The organism is Novosphingobium malaysiense (assembly GCF_000802225.1).
GTDB lineage: Bacteria > Pseudomonadota > Alphaproteobacteria > Sphingomonadales > Sphingomonadaceae > Novosphingobium > Novosphingobium malaysiense.
This window is the reverse complement of sequence record NZ_JTDI01000003.1, coordinates 1251387-1269718: the sequence shown is the minus strand read 5'-3', so window position 1 is coordinate 1269718 and position 18332 is coordinate 1251387. Positions and strand designations below refer to the sequence as shown.

Here is an 18332-nt window from a genome sequence, read left to right as displayed (position 1 = left end):
CAACTCCTGCTGGGTGCTTATTCCGCCGCTTCCAGAGCGGGCGAGTGTTGTTTGGTGGCAAGGGCCGGGGCGACCTTCTGAATGGCGCCGTCCTTCATCACGAGCGCGACCTTCTCCGGGCCGGAAAGGACCGAGATGTCGGCCAGCGGATCGCCATCGACAAGAATGAGGTCGGCAAGCTTGCCGGCCTCGAGCGTGCCGAGTTCGCCGTTGTACCCCATCGCCAGACCGCCATTGGCCGTGGCGCAGATCAGCGCGTCGGCCGGCGAATAGCCGTAGAAGTCCACGAAGAACTTCAAGTCGCGGCCCTGGGTGCCCTGGGGGCTCCAGCCGAAGCCGTAGTCGCCGCCGATCAGGTGGCGGATGCCGCGCTTGCGCAGTTCGGTATGAGTCTTGATCGAGTTCTCGAGCAGGTCGGGGATGTTCATGTATCCGCCGACTTCGGGAGAAAGCCCGTGACCGCTCGCCTCGCCGGCCATGATCTGTGCGAAGAGACCGACGGTGGGCACGACGAAGATGCGGTCCTTCGCCTCTTCCATCATGTCGAGCAGTTCCTCGTCCGAATATTCGGTGTGGAACAGCCCGTCGACGCCGGCGCGCACGCAGTACTTGGTGCCGTCGATCGAACGCGTGTGGGCGTTGATCTTGCGGCCATAGGCATGGGCGGTTTCGGCGGCGACGCGGATTTCGTCGAACGTCATCGGCGTCGTGTGGCCGGGGGTGTTCGGATAGAACGGGTCGCCCGAGACATCGAGCTTCACGTTGTCGACACCCTCGCGGCAATGCATGCGCACCGCCTTGCGCATTTCCTCGACGCCATCGACGATGGTCGAGGGGCCGATGCGCGGGTTGTGGGCGGTGCTCTCATCGCCCATCGCGCCGGTAACGCTGATCTCGAGGCCGCCGGCCCGGATGCGCGGGCCGGGAAGCCGACCGGCGTTGACTTCCTCGCGCACGGCGACGGCCAGCTTGAGCTTGGCTTCGGATGCCCCGTAGGCACTGGTGAACCCCGCTTCGAGCAGGGCCTTGGCCCCGCGCGCAGTGGTGAAGGCCTGCGTCTCCGGACTCGGCGTGATGAGATTCTCGGTCGCGCAGACATTCTCGAAGGAAAGGTGAGCATGTCCCTCGGTCATGCCGGGCATGCAGAACATGCCGGCGGCATCGATGATCTCGTCGTCCGCTTGCGCGTTCGTGCCGGAACCGACCGAAACGATGCGGTTGCCTTCGATCACGAGATCGCCCTTGAAAGCGTCCGCACCGGTGGCCGTGAATATCGTGGCGTTCTGGATCAGGGTCCGTCCCACGTTTCCTCTCCTCTTACCCGGCAGGCCGCAGGTGCGGCCCCTTGCCGATTTCAGGTCTGGCAAATTAGTTTGCGGGGCCGGTTCGGCAAATGACTGGCCCTGCAGAACCGGTTTCCCCTGACGGCTTGGGCTGTCGCCTGCTTCATCTCCAGTCAAGTTGCGGAGCGTGGGGGGTCCTTTGCAAAAGGCCGTCGCCTGAGGCATGGAAACCCGCAAACGAGCATATGCCGGGGCGCGGTCGCCGCGGCTGCAGTATCGAGAGGAAATTGCAAGCGATGGGCAATCTGAAAGTGACCATGACCGACGTCAATGGCGAGACCAAGACGTTTGACGATGTCGAGGAGGGCATCAGCCTCATGGAACTGGCCAAGCAGCACGGTGTTGCCGGAATCATGGGGGATTGCGGCGGTGGTTGCGCCTGCGCGACCTGCCACGTCTACGTTAACGAGGACTGGTTCGAGAAGGTCGGCGAACCGGACGACATCGAATTCGCCATGCTCGACATGGTAGCCGATGTGATGAAGGACAATTCGCGGCTCGGCTGCCAGATCAAGATGTCGCCGGATCTTGACGGAATCGAAGTGACCGTGGCGCCGGCCTCTTCCTACTGACCGGATATTGCCTCTGGCGGCAGTTTGTCCGCGCGGCGGCCATGCCTGACGCGGCAGCCTTTGCAGGTGAGGGCAAGCGTGGCTTCGAAAGCGGGCATGGCGGTCGGCCGGTGTCGCGTCCATATGGATAGGCAAGAAACCGATTGTCGCGCCCGATGCTTTTTGCGGCGCGATACAAGAGCAGGATGACAGGACGGCACCATGGCTACGCAAACGACCGAGGACCGCATTTCAGAACGACTTGAGCTTTCTCCCGAGGAGGCAAAGCTGCTCAAGGAAGGCACGCTCGCGGACACCGAAATCCAGGCGCACCCGCGCGATTTCTACCGCGCGATGCGTCACGGCGATCCGATCCACTACGACGAGAAGCTGGGGTCCTGGCTGGTCACGCGCCATGAAGATATTTCCGCGGTCCAGTCCGACCCGGTCACTTTCTCGGTCAAGCATGGCTACTCCGAACAGCAGGCGCGCGGTATGCGCGAGGAGTTCGAAGCCTATCTGCGCGAGCATGGCGGCGGCTACTTTCCCGACGCGATCATGTCGGACCCGCCGTACCACACGCGCATCCGCAAGCTGATGGAGAATGCCTTCACCGCGCACCGCGTGAAGGAACTGGAACCGCGCATTACCGCGGTCGTGCACGATCTCATTGCCGAAGTCGTCGCGAAGGGTAATGGCAGGTGCGATGCGGTGAAGGACATCGCCATTCCGCTCACCATCCGCGTCATCGTCGAGCAGCTCGGTCTCGATCACGGCATGGAAGAGAAGATCTCGCGCTGGTCGGTAGCCGTGACCGCACAGATCGGCGCCATGCAGACGCGCGAGACGATGCTGGAGAACGCCCGGCAGATCGCTGACTTGCAGAACTACCTCATCGCCAAGATGAGGGAAAAGGAAACCAATCCGACCGAGGACATGATTTCCGATCTCGTGCATGCCGAAGTCACCAACGAGGACGGTTCCAAGGAGAAGCTGACCTTCGAAGAGGCCGTGTCGCTGGTTCGCGCGACGCTGATCGCCGGCAACGACACCACGGCGACGGCGATCGGCAACCTCTTCTACGTGCTGACGACCAAGCCCGGCATTGCCGAACTGCTTGAAAGCGTGATCGACGACGACCGTCAGCTCAACCGCTTCATCGAGGAGCACTTGCGTGCAGAGCCGCCGGTGCGCGCTCTGTCGCGCATGACCACGCGCGAAGTCACCGTGAACGGCACGACGATCCCGGCCCATGCGCACATGCTGCTGGTCTATGGTTCGGGCAACGATGACGAGACCGTGTTCCCCGAACCGCGCGAGTTCGACATCACGCGCAAGAACCTCGGCCGCCACGTCGCGTTCGGCGGTGGTCCGCACCGTTGCATCGGTCTCGCGCTGGCCCGCATGGAAGTGAAGGTGGCCGCGCGTGAGATCGTCAAGCAGATGAAAAATCTGAAGCTGGCGATGCCGGAAAGCGAGATCCGCTACACGCCCACTGTCGCCACCCGTACGATCGAATCCCTGCCGATCACGTTCGAGGCCCGCTGAGGGCGGTTTCAGGGATCGGGGGAGAACAACGTGGCACAGGAATTGGCCGGCAAGGTCGCTATCGTAACCGGCGGCGCTTGCGGCATTGGCAGGGCGACAGTCGAACTGTTCGTCGCCGAAGGCGCGAACGTCGTAATCGCCGACGTGCAGGACGAACCGGGGGAGGCGCTGGCCGCCAAGCTGGGCGACGCGGCAGTGTTCCGGCATACCGACGTGAGCAGCGAAGCGGACATGCAGGCCGTCGTCGACCTTGCGGTCGAACGGTTCGGCGGGCTGGATATAATGTTCAACAATGCCGGGATTTCGTGCGGCGCCTATCCCAGCTTCCTCGACGACAAGCTCGATGATTTCGATCGCGTCATGCGCGTGAACGTACTGGGCCCCATGCTCGGCACGCGCAATGCTGCGCGGGTCATGGCGAAAAGCGGCAAGGGCGGGGTGATCCTCAACACTTCGTCGATTGCGGGCACCCTCGCGGGCATGGCGATGATGACCTACCGCGCCTCGAAAGCCGCGCTCATCCAGTTCAGCAAGTCGTCTGCAATCGATCTCGCGCAGCACGGCATCCGGGTGAACTGCATCGTTCCCGGCCACGTTCGCACCGAGTTGTCCTCGTTCGGGGAAAAGGGCGCGGACGCGGACCTTGCGACGCGGATCGAGCAGGGCGTGAACGCAGTCTATCTCTCGAACCAACTGATCAAGCGGCGCGGCGAGCCCGAGGACGTTGCCAATGTCGCGCTGTTCATGGCGAGCGACAAGTCGCGCCACATGACGGGCGCGGTGCTGCCCGTCGAAGGTGGTGTAACGGTCGGCGATCCGGTCAACCACCTGCAGGACATCATGGATGCGCGGGCCGCCGCGATGTCCGCGAACTGAGAATTTCTAGACCCCGGCAACGGGGCGATTCGGATGAGGAAATGGGGGACGCGCCCCAGAGCGCGCCATAATGAGGAGGTGTATCATGAGGAAGCTACTTGTGGTCGCGCTGGCGGCCGGTACGTGCCTTTCTGTGCCGGGCGTCGCCCAGGCGCAGCAAAACGCCGGCGAGGGAGTGTCTGCCGGTGAAATCATCGTCACCGCGCGCCGCCGTGATGAATCGCTGTCGACAGTGCCGGCGGCCATCACCGCTCTTAGCAACGACGATCTCGTGCAGCGTGGCGTCCACACCGATTCGGACCTGCAGACCGTCGCGCCGGGTCTGACGATCCGCCAGACGCAGGGCAACAACTCGCTGACCTATTCGATCCGCGGGCAGACTGCCGACACCTTCTCGGGCTCGCCTTCGGCGGTGATCGCCTATCTCAACGAAGTGCCGCTGACGATCAACGGCGCGTCCTCGTTTTACGATCTGGAAAACGTGCAGGTGCTCAAGGGGCCGCAGGGCACGCTGTTCGGCCGCAACGCCACCGGCGGCGCGGTGCTCTACAATTCGGCCAAGCCGGTAAACGAGCTGAAAGCGACGCTGCGTGGCCGCATCGGCAACTATGACATGCATGAAGTCGAAGGCATGCTGAACGTGCCGCTGGTCGACGATACCGTGATGCTGCGTGCTGCCTTCGATACCATTCGCAAGGATGGCTATATCCGCAACCTGCTCAACGACGAGCGCCTCGGTAATATCAAGCGCGACAGCGGCCGCGTTACGCTGACGATCAAGCCGACAGAGGGGATTACCAACACCACCATGGTGCAGTACACCAAGACCGGTGGCACCAATACCGGCGCGTCCTATACCTACAGCGTCTATTCCTGCGGCGACACCAATAATGGCTATGCGCTGACCTGCAGCGCAGGGCTTCTGTTCGGGCCGGGGCTGGACGCGGCCTTCGGCGTCGATGGCCTGTGGGATGCCTATCTCGCCGCCCATCCCGATGCCTATGCGCCGGGCCTCGTCGATTACGTGAATGAACAGCGCCGGATCGGGCCCTACAAGACCCGGCATCCGGGCGGGGCCAGCCACCACGGCAAGGACTGGTTCGTTTCCAACACCACCGAGATCGAACTGGGCGGCGGGGCGACGCTGCGCAACATCTTCGGCTATTCGAACTCGAAGACCCGATCCGAACAGCCGCAGCTCGGCGCGCCTTTCATCACCATTCTCACCGCCAATGCGGCTGCGGGTGAATATGGTAATCAGCTGAAGGTCCGCTCGGTCTCCGAGGAAGTGCAGGTGCTCGGCGATGCGATGGACGGGAAGCTCGAATACATTTTCGGCTACTACCTGCAGCGTCAGCGCAGCGACACGCTTTGGCCGCAGACCTATTTCGATGTGTCTCCGGTGCTGGCGCCAAGTTACGTCACCAACAACTTCCGCATTCGCAACAAGACGGACGCGGTCTACGGCCAGCTTTCCTACGAGGTCGTTCCCGATCTCAAGCTGACGGGCGGTCTGCGCTGGACGCGTGAACGCGTGTCCATCTCGCAACTGCCCGCGGCGACTTATACCTTCGGTGCACCGGACCAGAAGAAGACCTTCTCCGATCCGTCGTGGGAAGTGGGCCTGGAATACAAGGTCACGCCCGAGTGGTTCGCCTACCTCAAGACACGCGGCAGCTTCCGGTCGGGTGGCTTCAACGGTGCCGCTCCGCCGGTCAATGCCACGGCAACGGGCGGCGGCAACCTATTTGATTCCGAGCATACGCAAGACATCGAAGGCGGTGTGAAATATGCCGGATATGTCTTTGACCGTCCTGCCAATTTTGCCGGTGCCGTATTCGTCCAGTGGATTCAGGACGTCCAGCGGGTCGAGTTCCCCGATCCCGACGGACCGGGCGGCCTCGCTTCCATTGCAGTGACGGCCAACGTGCCTTCGAGCCGCATCTGGGGTTTCGAGGCGCAGGGCAACGTCCGCCCGGCGCAATGGCTCGAGATCGGCGGGTCGATGGCGTACACCAATGCCAAGTTTACTGACGGCAACATCGAACTGTTCGGTGTGCCTTATGCCTACGGCCCGGTGGGCGATACGCCGAAGTTCTCGGGCACGGCCTACGCCCAGATATCGATGCCGGTGGGCGAGAACATGGGTGATGTTTCGCTGCGTGGGGAAGTCTATGGGCAATCGGCCCAGTATTTCTCCAATGCTGCCGGCTCGATTGCACCGGGTACGCGGCTGCCGGGTTATGCACTGGTCCATGCCCGGCTCGACTGGAACAATATCGGCGGATCTGACTTTTCGGCCGCCTTGTTCGCCAAGAACCTGACCGACAAGGCCTATTTCGTCGGCGGGATGACGCTGGCGGCTGCACTTGGCCACAATGCCGCTGCCGTAGGCGAGCCCCGGACCTATGGGCTGGAACTGAGCTTCAAGTACTGAGGAACTGCTCGATTTCCCCGGCGATCTGACCGGGGATCTCGAAGTTGAGCATGTGGCCCGCATCGGCATGATCGATGCGGGCCACGTTCTGTCCTGCCCCGGCGATGACATCGGCAATCAGCCGGAAATCCTCGGTATCGAGCGCACCGGTCAGCAGCAGCGTCGGCACTCGAAGGGTGGTCACGCGGTCGACGTCGGGCAGTTCGGGACGCTGATCGTCCTGGACCCACTGGCGGCCATGAAAATTGGCGATCGATTCGCGCAGCATGTCGGCCGCCGGGCTGGCCCGCGTGGGATCGAACAGCGGGTGTTCCCACCAGAGGACGCGCGCTGTCTTCATGTCGCCGGCGCGCGCGGCGCGGCCGATCTGTTTCCAGCGCTCGATCCATTCGCTGGTCCAGGACCAGCCGACCATCAGCGGGCTGATCAGCACCAGCTTGCGTACCCGGTCGGGATGGCTCAGTGCGAAATTGAGGACAGTGGCGCCGCCCAGGGACATGCCGCAAAGGTCGGCTCGATCGATCTTGAGATGATCGAGCAGCGCCAGCAGGTCTTCAGCGTGCGAAAAGGGGACGCCGAGTTCGCCTGTCGAGTCGCCGAAGCCGCGCTGGTCGTAGGTGATCAGGGGAAGGCCAGCACCAAGGTCCGAAACCATCGGCTCCCAGTCGTGGCGCGATCCGCCGAAACCGTGGACGAGGACGAGCGGTGTGCCCGTGCCTTCGCGCCATTCCCCGACGAGAGTGGCGCTTTCGAGATCGATACGAAAAGGGGTGGTCATGACCGCCCCTTGGTAGCGCCACCCTTGAATGCTTCAAGGGTGCGCAAGCCTGCATGTGCCGGGCTCAGGCCGAACCCATGTAGCGACCGCCATTCACGGAGATGGTCTGGCCGGTCATGTAACCGCCTTCCTCCGAAGCGAGGAAGGCCGCTGCGGCGGCGATGTCCTCGCCGGTGCCGATGCGGCCGACGGGCAGGGCCTTGCCATAGGCCTCGATCGCGCCGGGCTGCTGCATGATCTCGGCTCCGCGCAGCATCGGGGTGTCGATCGACCCCGGCGGGATCATGTTGGCGGTGATGCCGTGTTCTCCCAGCGCCATGGCCAGGCATTTGGTGAAGCCCAGCAAACCGCCTTTGGAGCTCGTGTAGTGCGCCTGCAGGGCCGAACCGGACTGGACCGAAGAGGACGTGATGTTGATGATCCGTCCCCACTTCGCCTCGATCATATCGGGCACGCATTCCTGGGTGACGAAGAACGGCCCCATCAGGTTGACCCGCAGGACGCGTTCCAGCAGGTCCTCATCGATTTCGAGGAACGGCGTGAATGGTGCGATGCCGGCGTTGTTGATGAGAATGGAAATCTTGCCGAGTTCGGCGCGAGTCCGGTCGGCAGCAGCCTTGATCGCGGGCTTGTCGGAGCAGTCGACCTCGATGGCGATGGCGGTGCCACCGGCATCGCGCACCATCTGTGCGGTTTCCTCCGCACCGGCTGCATTGATGTCCCAGACCGCGATCTTGGCGTCGTCTTCGGCAAGGCGTAGGGCCATCGAGCGGCCCATGCCCGAACCGGCGCCAGTGATAACCGCTACGCGGCCGTTGAGGGAACGTGTCATGTGGAAGCTCTCTCCCGAAGTGAATGCGTCAGATGTTGAACACCTGAACAGTATCGCTCGCCTCGAAGTCAAGCCGCCTAGGCGATGTTGACAGGGCGGGCTCTTACATGCGTTCGGCGAACCCGCCGTAGCGGCCGAGGTGGAACAGCATCGGATCGTCCTCACGCACGGTTTCCATGCGCAGCACCTGGCCCAGCACGAACCAGTGATCGCCTGCTTCGGTCACCGAATAGAGCTTACATTCGATCGAGGCGATCGAGTTGGCGATGATCGGCAGGTTATGATCCGACACCACATATTCGACACCGACGAACTTCTCCGGGCCCTTGGCCGTAACCGCGCGGCACACGTCCTGCTGGTCGCTGCCCATCACGTTCACGCAGAAGCGCCCGGCCTTCTCTATCAGCGGCCACGAGGTTGAGGACTTGTCGGGAAAGAAACCGACCAGCGGCGGATCTAGCGAGACCGAGGTGAATGTGCCGACCACCATGCCTGCCGGCTTGTCATCGTCGAGGGCGGTGATCACGCAGACTCCGGTGGGATAGCTGCCGAGGACCTTGCGGAAATCGGCGGGATCGATGGTTGTCTCACTCACGTATCTGGGTCCCCGTTGTTTTGCGGTTCAAGGCATGGTCAAGACGACTGCTTGCGCTGCCAGCGGATTATTCGCCATAGCGAAATTCCGGCAGCATATGCGAATTGCCTCGCTGTCGCGATATTGCGACGATTCCTGCCTTCTTCACGGCCTTGGGGCAAGGGGCGTCATGAAATCGTCATCTGCAAAAGCTTGCAAACCCGTGCGTATTACCTGCTCATAATTGCAGGTGGAGACAATTTAATCGCGCGCTTAAACAGCTTGCCATCGAGCCGCCAAAAGTGCAGTGGACGGGATGTATCGGATTGCCCGTTGCATCGGTGACGGTCGACCGGAAAATCACGTGACCTGCCGCGGTCCGGCACGCCGGGACGCGCAGAAAGCCAAGGGAAGAATGACATGGCCACCGCTGAACTCATCGCCGAAACCCCCGTCGCGGCAGAAGTCGCGGAACTGATTGCCCGCTCGCGCGCGGCGCAGCAGCAGATCGAGAACGCGACCCAGGAGCAGGTCGATACCTGGATCAAGGGCATGGTCTATGCCGTCTGCAAGCCCGGCATGGACGAAGAGATCGCGCGTGAGACGGTCGAGGAAACGCAGCTCGGCAACTACGAAGGCAAGTTCAAGAAGATCTCGGTCAAGACCCGTGCCACGCTGATGGACATCATTCACGACAAGTCGGTCGGAGTGATCGAGGAAGATCGTGAGCGCAACCTCGTCAAGATTGCCAAGCCCGTCGGCGTGATCGGCGCGCTTTCGCCTTCGACCAATCCCGAGGCGACCCCGGTCATCAAGGCGATCAGCGCCGTGAAGGGGCGCAACTCGATCATCATCTGCCCGCACCCGCGCGCCAAGTTCGTCAACGCCAAGATCTGCAACCTGATGCGCGACGCGCTGGTGAAGATGGGCGCGCCTGCCGATCTGGTGATCCCGATCGAGCAACCCTCGGTCGAGAAGACCAACGAAGTGATGAAGCAGTGCGACCGCGTTCTCGCCACCGGCGGCACGCCGATGGTGAAGGCTGCCTACTCGTCCGGCACCCCGGCGCTCGGCGTGGGCGTGGGCAACGCTGTCATCACCGTGGACGACACTGCCGATCTCGACGATGCCGCCGAGAAGATTCTGATCTCCAAGACGCTCGACTATGCCGCGTCCTGCTCGTCGGACAACGCCGTCGTCCTGCTCGACGCGATCTACGACGAGATGCTCGAGAAGCTGAAGGCCAAGGGTGGCTTCATCATCGAAGGTGAGAACAAAACCAAGCTGCAGAACGCCATCTGGGAAGACGGTGAGCACATCAATGCCAAGGTCGTTGCCCAGTCGCCGCAGTTCATCGCCGATTACGCCGGGTTCGAGATCCCCGAAGGCACCCAGTTCTTCATCGTGCCCGAAACCGGCCACGGCAAGGAACACCCCTTCTCGGGCGAGAAGATGACGGTGACGATGGCGCTCTACCGCGCCAAGGATCTCGACGAGGCGATCGAGCTGACCAACGCGATCCAGGCCTATCAGGGCCAGGGCCACTCCTGTGGCATCTACTCGACCTCGGACGAGAACATCATGAAACTGGCGATGCACACCAAGACCAGCCGCGTCATGGTGAACCAGCCGCAGGCCGCCTCGAACTCGGGCAACCTTTGGAACGGCATGCGCCAGACCTTCTCGCTGGGCTGCGGTTCGTGGGGCGGCAACGCCACCAACAACAACGTGACCTGGCGTGACCTCATCAACGAGACCTGGGTCTCCAAGCCACTGCCGGAGCACAAGAAGATCCCCTCGGACGAGGAACTGTTCGGCAAGGACATCATCGAACTGGTCGGCTGACGCTTTTGCGGAAACCGGAAAGGTCCCGGCGCGTTCCGGGTCCATTCCGGACCCGCAAAGGAGAGCACCCGATGAAGAAGTTTCCGCTCATTGCCACCGCTGCATTTGCCCTGACGCTGACCGCCTGTTCCGGCGGCAACGAGGCGCCGGAGCCGGCGGCGACCAGTGAGGCGGCCGACGCCAGTGCCGTCGCCGAAAACACCATCCCCGAAGCCTTGCGCGGACGCTGGGGCCTGACAGAGGCCGACTGCACCAGTGACCGGGGCGATGCCAAGGGACTGCTCGTGGTCGAACCCGAAAAGCTCGAATTCTACGAATCGGTGGCGCAACTCGGCATGATCAAGGCGCGCGACGACACTATGATTTCGGCGTCGTTCGAGTTCTCCGGGGAGGGGGACGAATGGATCATGGCCGTCGCGCTTTCCACGCCTGATGGCGGCGAAACACTCGTGCGCAAGGATACCGGCCCCAATGCCGCGCCCGATGCGCTGACATACACCAAGTGCCCATGAGAGGCAGAGACCAAGAGGAACAGGGGCTGAGATGACGCAGCAGTTCGGGCTGACCGAGGACCAGATCGCGATCCAGGAGACCGCGCGCAAGTTCACCGCCGACAGGATCACGCCGTTCGCGGCCGAGTGGGACGAGAAGTCCCACTATCCGGTCGATGTCTGGAAGGCAGCCGGCGAGCTGGGCTTCGGCGCGATCTACGTTTCCGAGGAAAGCGGGGGCATCGGCCTCGGTCGCCTGGACGCAGCGCTGATCATGGAAGCCATGAGCTATGGCTGCCCGGCGACCAGCGCCTACATCTCGATCCACAACATGGTTGCCTGGATGATCGATTCTTTCGGCGACCAGCAACTCAAGGACCGCTATCTTCCCGATCTGTGCACGATGGAGAAGATCGGCTCCTACTGCCTCACCGAACCCGGCTCGGGGTCTGATGCGGCTGCGCTCAAGACCAGCGCGAAGCTCGATGGCGATCACTATGTCCTGAACGGCACCAAGCAGTTCATTTCAGGTGGCGGCTACAACGACCTTTACGTCGTCATGGCCCGCACCGGAGATCACAAGTCGCGCGGGATTTCCTGCTTCGTGGTCGAAAAGGACACGCCCGGCCTGAGCTTCGGCGCGCCTGAAAAGAAGCTGGGCTGGAACAGTTCGCCCACCGCGCAGGTGATCTTCGAGGATTGCCGCATTCCGGTGGAGAACCGCGTTGGCGCCGAGGGCGACGGCTTCAAGTTCGCGATGGCCGGTCTCGACGGCGGCCGCCTCAACATCGGCGCCTGCTCGCTGGGCGGTGCGCAGCGCTGCCTCGACGAGGCGATCCAGTACGTGAAGGATCGCAGGCAGTTCGACCAGCCGATCGCCGAGTTCCAGAACACGCAGTTCCGCCTTGCCGAAATGGCGTCCGAACTCGAGGCCGCCCGCGCGCTGCTCTACATTGCGGCGGACAAGGTGACCAACAAGGCGCCCGACAAGACGCGCTTTGCCGCCATGGCCAAGATGATGGCGAGCGACACCGGCTCTTCGGTTGTCGACCGTGCGCTGCAGATGTTCGGCGGTTACGGCTACCTGCGCGATTATCCGATCGAGCGCTTCTGGCGCGACCTGCGCGTGCACCGCATCCTCGAAGGCACCAACGAAGTGATGCGCATGATCATCGGTAGGGACCTGTTGAAGTAATGACCGACGAACTGCTGATCCGCCGCGACGGTGTCGCCGGCGTCATTTCGCTCAACCGGCCCAAGGCCATTCACGCGCTGACTCTCGGCATGTGCCAGGGCATGATGGAGACGTTGAGCCAGTGGGCCGGCGATCCAGAGGTCAAGGCAGTGATCCTCGACCACTCGGAAGGTCGTGGCTTCTGTTCGGGCGGAGACATCAACCTGCTGCGCAAGTCCGCGCTGGAGGACGGGGGCGAAGCAGGGCGCAAGTTCTTCTTCGACGAATACCGCCTCAATCACCAGTTGTTCACTTACGACAAACCGGTGGTGGCCTTCATGGATGGCATCACCATGGGCGGCGGCGTCGGGATCTCGCAGCCCGCCAAGTACCGGGTGGCGACCGAGAACACCCGCTTCGCCATGCCCGAGACCGGCATCGGCCTGTTTCCCGACGTCGGCGGCGGCTGGTATCTCTCGCGTCTCGATGGGCGCGTGGGCCAGTTCCTCGCGTTGACCGGCGCGCGGCTGAAGGGCGAGGAATGCCTCTGGGCCGGTCTCGCCACACACTATCTGCCCAGTGAGGCGCTGGAAGAAGCCAAGACACGCATTGCCGCCGGGCACGAGATTGCCGGCGTGCTGAGCGCGCTGGCCGTGACGCCGCCCGAGCCAAAGATCGCCAGGAATGCCGCTGCCATCCGCAAGCACTTCGCGTTCGACACTCTGGAAGAGGTGCTGGCCTCGCTCGAGAGCGACGACAGCGAATGGGCAGCCAAGGAACTCGCAACGCTGCGCACCAAGAGCCCGCAGGCCTGCAAGGTCTCGCTGCGCCAATTGGCAGAGTCGGAAAAGCTGGAAACCTTCGCCCAGAACATGGCGATGGAATACCGCATCGGCAGCCGGGTGCTGGTCCTGCCGGATTTCGCCGAAGGCGTGCGCGCGGTGATCGTGGACAAGGATCACGCACCGAAATGGAACCCCGCCACGCCCGAGGGTGTGAGCGACGAAATGCTGGACGCGATCTTCGCGCCGCTCCCCACGGAAGAGGAATGGAAGCCGTTATGAGCTACGAAACGATCCTGGTCGAACAGAAGGGTGCCGTAACCCTCATCACGCTCAACCGTCCCAAGGCGCTCAATGCGCTCAACTCGACGGTGCTGGCCGAACTGACCGACGCCTTCGCCAAGTTCGAGGCCGACAAGAGCCAGGGCTGCGCCGTGCTCACCGGTTCGGGCGACAAGGCTTTCGCAGCTGGCGCCGACATCAAGGAGATGGTCGAAAAGTCGGGGGCCGAGTTCTTCCTGGAGGATTTCTTCGCCGGCTGGCAGGCCGACATCGTGCGCCGGACGCGCAAGCCCTGGATCGCGGCCGTGAACGGCTTCGCGCTGGGCGGCGGTTGCGAGCTGGCGATGATGGCCGATTTCATCATCGCCTCGGACACGGCCCAGTTCGGCCAGCCTGAAATCAAGCTGGCGGTTGCGCCGGGCATGGGCGGCTCGCAGCGCCTGACCCGCGCCGTGGGCAAGGCCAAGGCGATGGATATGTGCCTGACCGGCCGCAACATGGGCGCCGAGGAAGCCGAGCGTTCGGGCCTCGTGAGCCGTATCGTTCCTGCCGATCAGCTTCTCGACGAGGCGCTCAAGACCGCCGGCAAGATCGCGGCGATGCCGCCGCTCGCCACGATGATCAACAAGGAGATGGTCAACGTCGCCTTCGAGACCACGCTGGATCAGGGCCTGCTGGCGGAACGCCGCATGTTCCAGATCCTGACCTCGACCGAAGACAAGGTCGAAGGCATGACCGCCTTTGTCGAGAAGCGTCCGGGCGTCTGGAAAGGCAAGTAAGCCGATTTCTGCTGGCAGCTGGCCTTTTGACTGGCTGCCCCAGCCTGCGAAGCGCACTAGACGGGCGGCACGAACCCGCACGACCCTTGGGAGAATATCATGAAGAAGATCGCGTTCATCGGCCTCGGCAACATGGGCGGCGGCATGGCCGCAAACCTCGTTACCGCCGGCTACAAGGTCCGCGCCTTCGATCTCTCCGAGGATGCGCTGGCGAAGGCGAAGGAAAACGGCTGCGATACCTTCACCACGGTGAGCGAAGCGGTGGCCGAGGCTGACGCGGTCGTCACCATGCTGCCCAACGGCAAGATCGTGAAGTCGGTCTACACCAGCGAAGTGATCGGCAAGGCGCCCAAGGGGGCGCTGTTCCTCGACTGCTCGACGATCGACGTCGCCACCACGCGCGAAGTCGCCGAACTGGCTGAAAACGCGGGCTACATGATGGTCGATGCGCCGGTGTCGGGCGGCATTGCCGCAGCCAATGGCGGCTCGCTGACTTTCATGGTCGGCGGCACCTCGGAAGCTTTCGCGCGGGCGCAGACGGTACTGGAGCCAATGTCGAAGGCCGTGATCCACGCCGGCCAGATCGGCAGCGGACAGGTTGCCAAGATGTGCAACAACATGCTGCTGGCAATCCACATGATCGGCACTTGCGAGGCCATGGCGCTGGCCAAGAAGGCCGGTCTGGCGCCGCAGAAGTTCTACGAGATCAGCTCCAAGTCGACCGGCTACTGCTGGTCGCTCAACGACTACACCCCCGTCCCGGGCGTCGGCGCGACGAGCCCGGCGGATTACGACTATCAGGGCGGCTTTGCATCGGCGCTGATGCTCAAGGACCTCGGGCTCGCCATCGCCGGCGCCGAGGACAGTGGCGCGACCGTACCGATGGGCGAACATGCGCTGGAAATCTACAAGGCCTTCGTCGAGGCTGGCAACGGCGGCAAGGACTTCGGCGCGATCTTCACGACGCTCTGAGGCGTCTCAGAACACAATAAGCCCCGTTCGTGTCGAGCGAAGTCGAGACACGTTGATACCGTGCTAGCGTGTCTCGACTTCGCTCGACACGAACGGTTGGGCTTGCGTGCTGTCTTTGGTCACCCGCCGCCGCTCGATCTCGAAGCGTGGCAGCTTCATGCCTTTGGTTCGACTGGTGAGATGCCAGTTCCGGCACAGCCCGCAACGATAGGGACGAAGCGGGAAGGGTGCCTTGGCGGCAGCTTCCAGCGCGGATTCCTCGCTCGCGAACCGGGCCTTGCGTCCGCAAATGCCGGGGCGGGTGCGCATGTCAGCCGAGCAGCTTCGCGCCCAGCAGCATGAGCATCTTTACGTCGATGGCATAGCCCTGGCTACACCACTCTGCGATGTATTCATCGATCTGTGCCAGCGGTATGCGATGCACCACGATCTCCTCGCTGTCCACGCCGCCGCCGTCTCCGACCTTGGTCAGGTCGTGGGCGTGAAACAGGGTGAAGCTCTCGCTGACCATGCCGGGTGAGGAATAGAACTGCCCGATCTCTTCCATCCGGCCTGCGTGGTAGCCGGTTTCCTCTTCCAGTTCGCGCGCCGCGGCAATGCTCGGGTCTTCGCCGGCGGTGTCATCGTGGTCACCCACCAGTCCGGCGGGCAGCTCGATACAGCGCTTGCCCAGCGGGACGCGGTACTGGTCGACGAGAATGACGTGATTGTCTGCGTCTACCGCCAGGATCACGGCGGCATGGATGCCCCGCGCACGGCCGACGTATTCCCAGCGTCCGCGCTTCTTGGCGGTGATGAAGCGGCCTTCCCACATCACCTCCTCGGGCTTGTCGGAATCGTCGTGATCGGACTGCGGCGGCTGGTGCTTCATACTTCGATGAGCCTGTCGGGAAGTTCGTTCACATCGTCGTCGGCGCGTGGGAAGTGCGGAGCGATGATCGCGCCGACCTTCTCGACGGCTACGGACATGCCCTCGGCGATGCGGCCCTCGCGCACATGACCGAGCATGGCGGCCATGGCATCGCCCCAGACTTCGGGTTCGACCTTGGTGGCGATGGCCTCGTCGGCGACGATTTCCGCGCGGTGTTCGCGCATCGACAGATAGATCAATACCCCGGTTCGACCGACCGTGCGGCGCTCGGCGCCGATCTTGAAGGCGCGGATGGCGCGGTCGTGTACGCGGGCTGTCTTCACCGGGGGCGGGATCAACCAGAACTTGAGCGGCTGCCAGAACTGCAGCAGGAAGACCGCGCCGAACTTCAGCGCGACCAGCCCGGCGGCTAGCGAGAGGATCGCACGCGGCGTCCACTCATGGCCCCAGCCAGCGAAGAACTGGTCGTAAAGGCCCATGTAGAAGTCTGGTGCGATCACCAGCGCGCCGAGAACCAGCAGCGAGGCGGCCGCCGACCAGGCAAGCTGGATGTCGGTATAGCCGTCCGAGCGGTCGGCGAGGATCGTCACGATTTCACCGGCGCTTTGCAGCTCGGCCCTGGCCACGGCGTCGCTGATGCGCGCATGGTCTTCCTGCGTGAGATAGGTGGGGGCGGACATCGTCGTCTCCTCTACCAGCTGCCGCTCGCGCCGCCGCCGCCGAAGCTGCCGCCGCCGCCCGAGAAACCGCCTCCGCCGAAGCCACCGCCGCCACCGAAGCCACCTCCGTGGCCGTGACCGCCGCCAAAGCCGCCGGGCATCCAGATGATCGGTCCTGCACCATAGCGCCGCCGCCGGCCGCCCGAGCGCACTTCGTTGAACATCGGCATGACGACGAAGAACAGGATGATGATGATGAAGAACACCGTCCCGAACCCGCCACCGTTGCTCCGCGCCCGTTGCTCGTCGGCCTGTGCGGCAATCTTCTGCGCCTCTTCGGGCGGCAGCATGAGTTGCTGGATGATGGCGTCGGCACCGGCTTCGATACCGCCCGCCATGTCACCCTTCTTGAAACGCGGCAGGATTTCCTTGTTGATGATCAGGAAGCTCATGCCGTCGGTCAGGATCGGCTCGAGACCGTAGCCCGCCTCGATACGCACCTTGCGTTCGTTCGGCGCGACGATCAGCAGGGCGCCGTTGTCCTCGCCCTTTTGCCCGATGCCCCACTTGCGGCCGAGCTGGTAGCCGTAGTCGGAAATCTCATAGCCCTGCAGGCTGGGCACTGTCGCCACCACGAGCTGGCGGTTGGACTGCTGCTCCAGCGCCGCCAGCTTTTGCGTCAGCCGCGCCTCTTCGGCATCGGGGATGATATTGGCCGCATCGACGACACGGCCGGACAGCTTGGGAAAATCGGGGGCGGCCCACGCTGCCTGTGACCCCGCAAGCAGGGAGCACAGGGCCAGCAGGAGCGATGCAATCAGGGTCCGGATATGCGTCACCGGATCACATCTTGCCTTCGAGGCTCGGCGCGACTTCGGCGCCCGGCGTCACCGCCTTGTAGGGGACCAGCGTTTCGGCCCCGCGCAGACGCGCGCCGATCATCGTCGGGAAGGTGCGGACTTCGGTGTTGTAGTCCTGCACGGCCGCATTGTAATCACGAATGGCGATGCGGATGCGGTTCTCCTGCCCTTCGAGCTGGCTCTGGAGCATCTGGTAATTGGTGATCGACTTGAGGTCGGGATAGGCCTCGAAGCTCGCCATCAGACGGCCGAGGCCTTGCGACAACTGACCCTGCGCGGCAGCGAACTGCTCCATCTTGGCGGGATCGTTGAGATCGTCACCGGAAACCTGGATCGAGGTGGCCTTTGCGCGGGCTTCCATCACGCCGGTAAGGATTTCCTTTTCCTGCTCGGCCGCGCCCTTGGCGACGGCGGCAAGATTGGGAACCAGGTTGGCGCGCTCCTGGAAGGCGGCCTCGACATCGGCCCACTTGGCCTTGGCGGCCTCCTGCTTGGTGGGCACCGAATTGAAACCGCAAGCCGCCAGCGAAAGCGCGGCCAGCAGTGCGATGACGGCGCGGCCCTTTCGTGCGAATTGCGAGGTACGGGCAGCGTACGACGGGGTCATGAACGGTATCCTCCACTTCGGGCCAGCCGGAACCGGCTTCCCACCACGTGCCCCTAGATAGCGATGCTGCC

General features: G+C 63.3%; 19 protein-coding genes. 10 read left to right on the top strand and 9 right to left on the bottom strand.

Going from position 1 to position 18332, the window contains the following annotated elements:
* Positions 1-17: 17 nt before the first annotated feature.
* Complete coding sequence (locus tag LK12_RS13935; RefSeq protein WP_039284778.1) at positions 18-1304, bottom strand: metal-dependent hydrolase family protein; 1287 nt, start codon at positions 1302-1304, stop codon at positions 18-20.
* Between the two features lie 275 nt (positions 1305-1579).
* Between LK12_RS13935 and LK12_RS13930 the strand changes: the two genes are divergently transcribed.
* From LK12_RS13930 to LK12_RS13915, 4 genes are all read left to right on the top strand, one after another.
* Positions 1580-1915 (top strand): 2Fe-2S iron-sulfur cluster-binding protein, encoded by a 336-nt coding sequence (locus LK12_RS13930; protein WP_039284776.1) that lies wholly within the window; start codon positions 1580-1582, stop codon positions 1913-1915.
* A 201-nt stretch (positions 1916-2116) separates the two neighbouring features.
* The gene (locus LK12_RS13925; protein WP_052223394.1) at positions 2117-3442 is read left to right on the top strand and encodes a cytochrome P450; all 1326 of its coding nucleotides are present in this window, start codon (positions 2117-2119) and stop codon (positions 3440-3442) included.
* A 30-nt stretch (positions 3443-3472) separates the two neighbouring features.
* Positions 3473-4318, top strand: coding sequence for an SDR family NAD(P)-dependent oxidoreductase (locus LK12_RS13920; protein WP_039284774.1), 846 nt, complete (start codon positions 3473-3475; stop codon positions 4316-4318).
* An 85-nt stretch (positions 4319-4403) separates the two neighbouring features.
* Positions 4404-6755, top strand: a complete 2352-nt coding sequence (locus LK12_RS13915; protein ID WP_039284771.1) for a TonB-dependent receptor — start codon at positions 4404-4406, stop codon at positions 6753-6755.
* On the opposite strand, the gene LK12_RS13910 is transcribed toward LK12_RS13915, so the two are convergent.
* The 3 genes from LK12_RS13910 to LK12_RS13900 form a co-directional block, all read right to left on the bottom strand.
* Positions 6745-7533 (bottom strand): alpha/beta fold hydrolase, encoded by a 789-nt coding sequence (locus LK12_RS13910; protein ID WP_039284767.1) that lies wholly within the window; start codon positions 7531-7533, stop codon positions 6745-6747. The genes LK12_RS13915 and LK12_RS13910 overlap by 11 nt on opposite strands.
* 64 nt (positions 7534-7597) lie before the next feature.
* Complete coding sequence (locus LK12_RS13905) at positions 7598-8365, bottom strand: SDR family NAD(P)-dependent oxidoreductase (RefSeq protein ID WP_039284762.1); 768 nt, start codon at positions 8363-8365, stop codon at positions 7598-7600.
* A gap of 103 nt (positions 8366-8468) precedes the next feature.
* Entirely contained in the window at positions 8469-8960 is a 492-nt protein-coding gene (locus LK12_RS13900) for a flavin reductase family protein (protein ID WP_039284759.1), read from the bottom strand.
* A gap of 399 nt (positions 8961-9359) precedes the next feature.
* On the opposite strand from LK12_RS13900, the gene LK12_RS13895 reads away from it, so the two are divergent.
* The 6 genes from LK12_RS13895 to mmsB all read left to right on the top strand — a co-directional run bounded on the left by LK12_RS13895 (position 9360) and on the right by mmsB (position 15264).
* Positions 9360-10784, top strand: a complete 1425-nt coding sequence (locus LK12_RS13895; RefSeq protein ID WP_039284756.1) for an aldehyde dehydrogenase family protein — start codon at positions 9360-9362, stop codon at positions 10782-10784.
* Positions 10785-10855: 71 nt separating this feature from the next.
* Positions 10856-11296 carry a hypothetical protein gene (locus tag LK12_RS13890; RefSeq protein WP_039284753.1) on the top strand — a complete coding sequence of 147 codons (441 nt, stop codon included), beginning with the start codon at positions 10856-10858 and terminating at the stop codon, positions 11294-11296.
* 31 nt (positions 11297-11327) lie between these two features.
* A complete protein-coding gene (locus LK12_RS13885) occupies positions 11328-12470 on the top strand; it encodes an acyl-CoA dehydrogenase family protein (protein WP_039284750.1) in 1143 nt (380 codons plus the stop codon).
* Positions 12470-13513 carry an enoyl-CoA hydratase/isomerase family protein gene (locus LK12_RS13880; protein ID WP_039284747.1) on the top strand — a complete coding sequence of 348 codons (1044 nt, stop codon included), beginning with the start codon at positions 12470-12472 and terminating at the stop codon, positions 13511-13513. The genes LK12_RS13885 and LK12_RS13880 overlap by 1 nt, the downstream gene beginning before the upstream one ends.
* Positions 13510-14292 (top strand): enoyl-CoA hydratase-related protein, encoded by a 783-nt coding sequence (locus LK12_RS13875; RefSeq protein WP_039284745.1) that lies wholly within the window; start codon positions 13510-13512, stop codon positions 14290-14292. The genes LK12_RS13880 and LK12_RS13875 overlap by 4 nt, the downstream gene beginning before the upstream one ends.
* 99 nt (positions 14293-14391) lie before the next feature.
* Complete coding sequence (gene mmsB, locus LK12_RS13870; RefSeq protein WP_039284743.1) at positions 14392-15264, top strand: 3-hydroxyisobutyrate dehydrogenase; 873 nt, start codon at positions 14392-14394, stop codon at positions 15262-15264.
* Positions 15265-15327: 63 nt separating this feature from the next.
* Here mmsB and LK12_RS13865 read toward each other — a convergent pair whose 3' ends face one another.
* From LK12_RS13865 to LK12_RS13845, 5 genes are read right to left on the bottom strand one after another with little or no spacing between them, the layout of a single operon-like run.
* Positions 15328-15573 carry a hypothetical protein gene (locus tag LK12_RS13865; RefSeq protein ID WP_039284741.1) on the bottom strand — a complete coding sequence of 82 codons (246 nt, stop codon included), beginning with the start codon at positions 15571-15573 and terminating at the stop codon, positions 15328-15330.
* A 1-nt stretch (position 15574) separates the two neighbouring features.
* Positions 15575-16135, bottom strand: a complete 561-nt coding sequence (locus LK12_RS13860; protein WP_039284739.1) for an NUDIX hydrolase — start codon at positions 16133-16135, stop codon at positions 15575-15577.
* Entirely contained in the window at positions 16132-16815 is a 684-nt protein-coding gene (locus LK12_RS13855) for a TPM domain-containing protein (protein WP_039284735.1), read from the bottom strand. Before LK12_RS13855 ends, LK12_RS13860 begins: the two co-directional genes overlap by 4 nt.
* 11 nt (positions 16816-16826) lie before the next feature.
* Entirely contained in the window at positions 16827-17633 is an 807-nt protein-coding gene (locus tag LK12_RS13850; RefSeq protein ID WP_039284732.1) for a TPM domain-containing protein, read from the bottom strand.
* A 4-nt stretch (positions 17634-17637) separates the two neighbouring features.
* Positions 17638-18261: a LemA family protein gene (locus tag LK12_RS13845; protein ID WP_052223393.1), complete on the bottom strand. Its 624-nt coding sequence runs from the start codon at positions 18259-18261 to the stop codon at positions 17638-17640.
* Positions 18262-18332 lie beyond the last annotated feature (71 nt).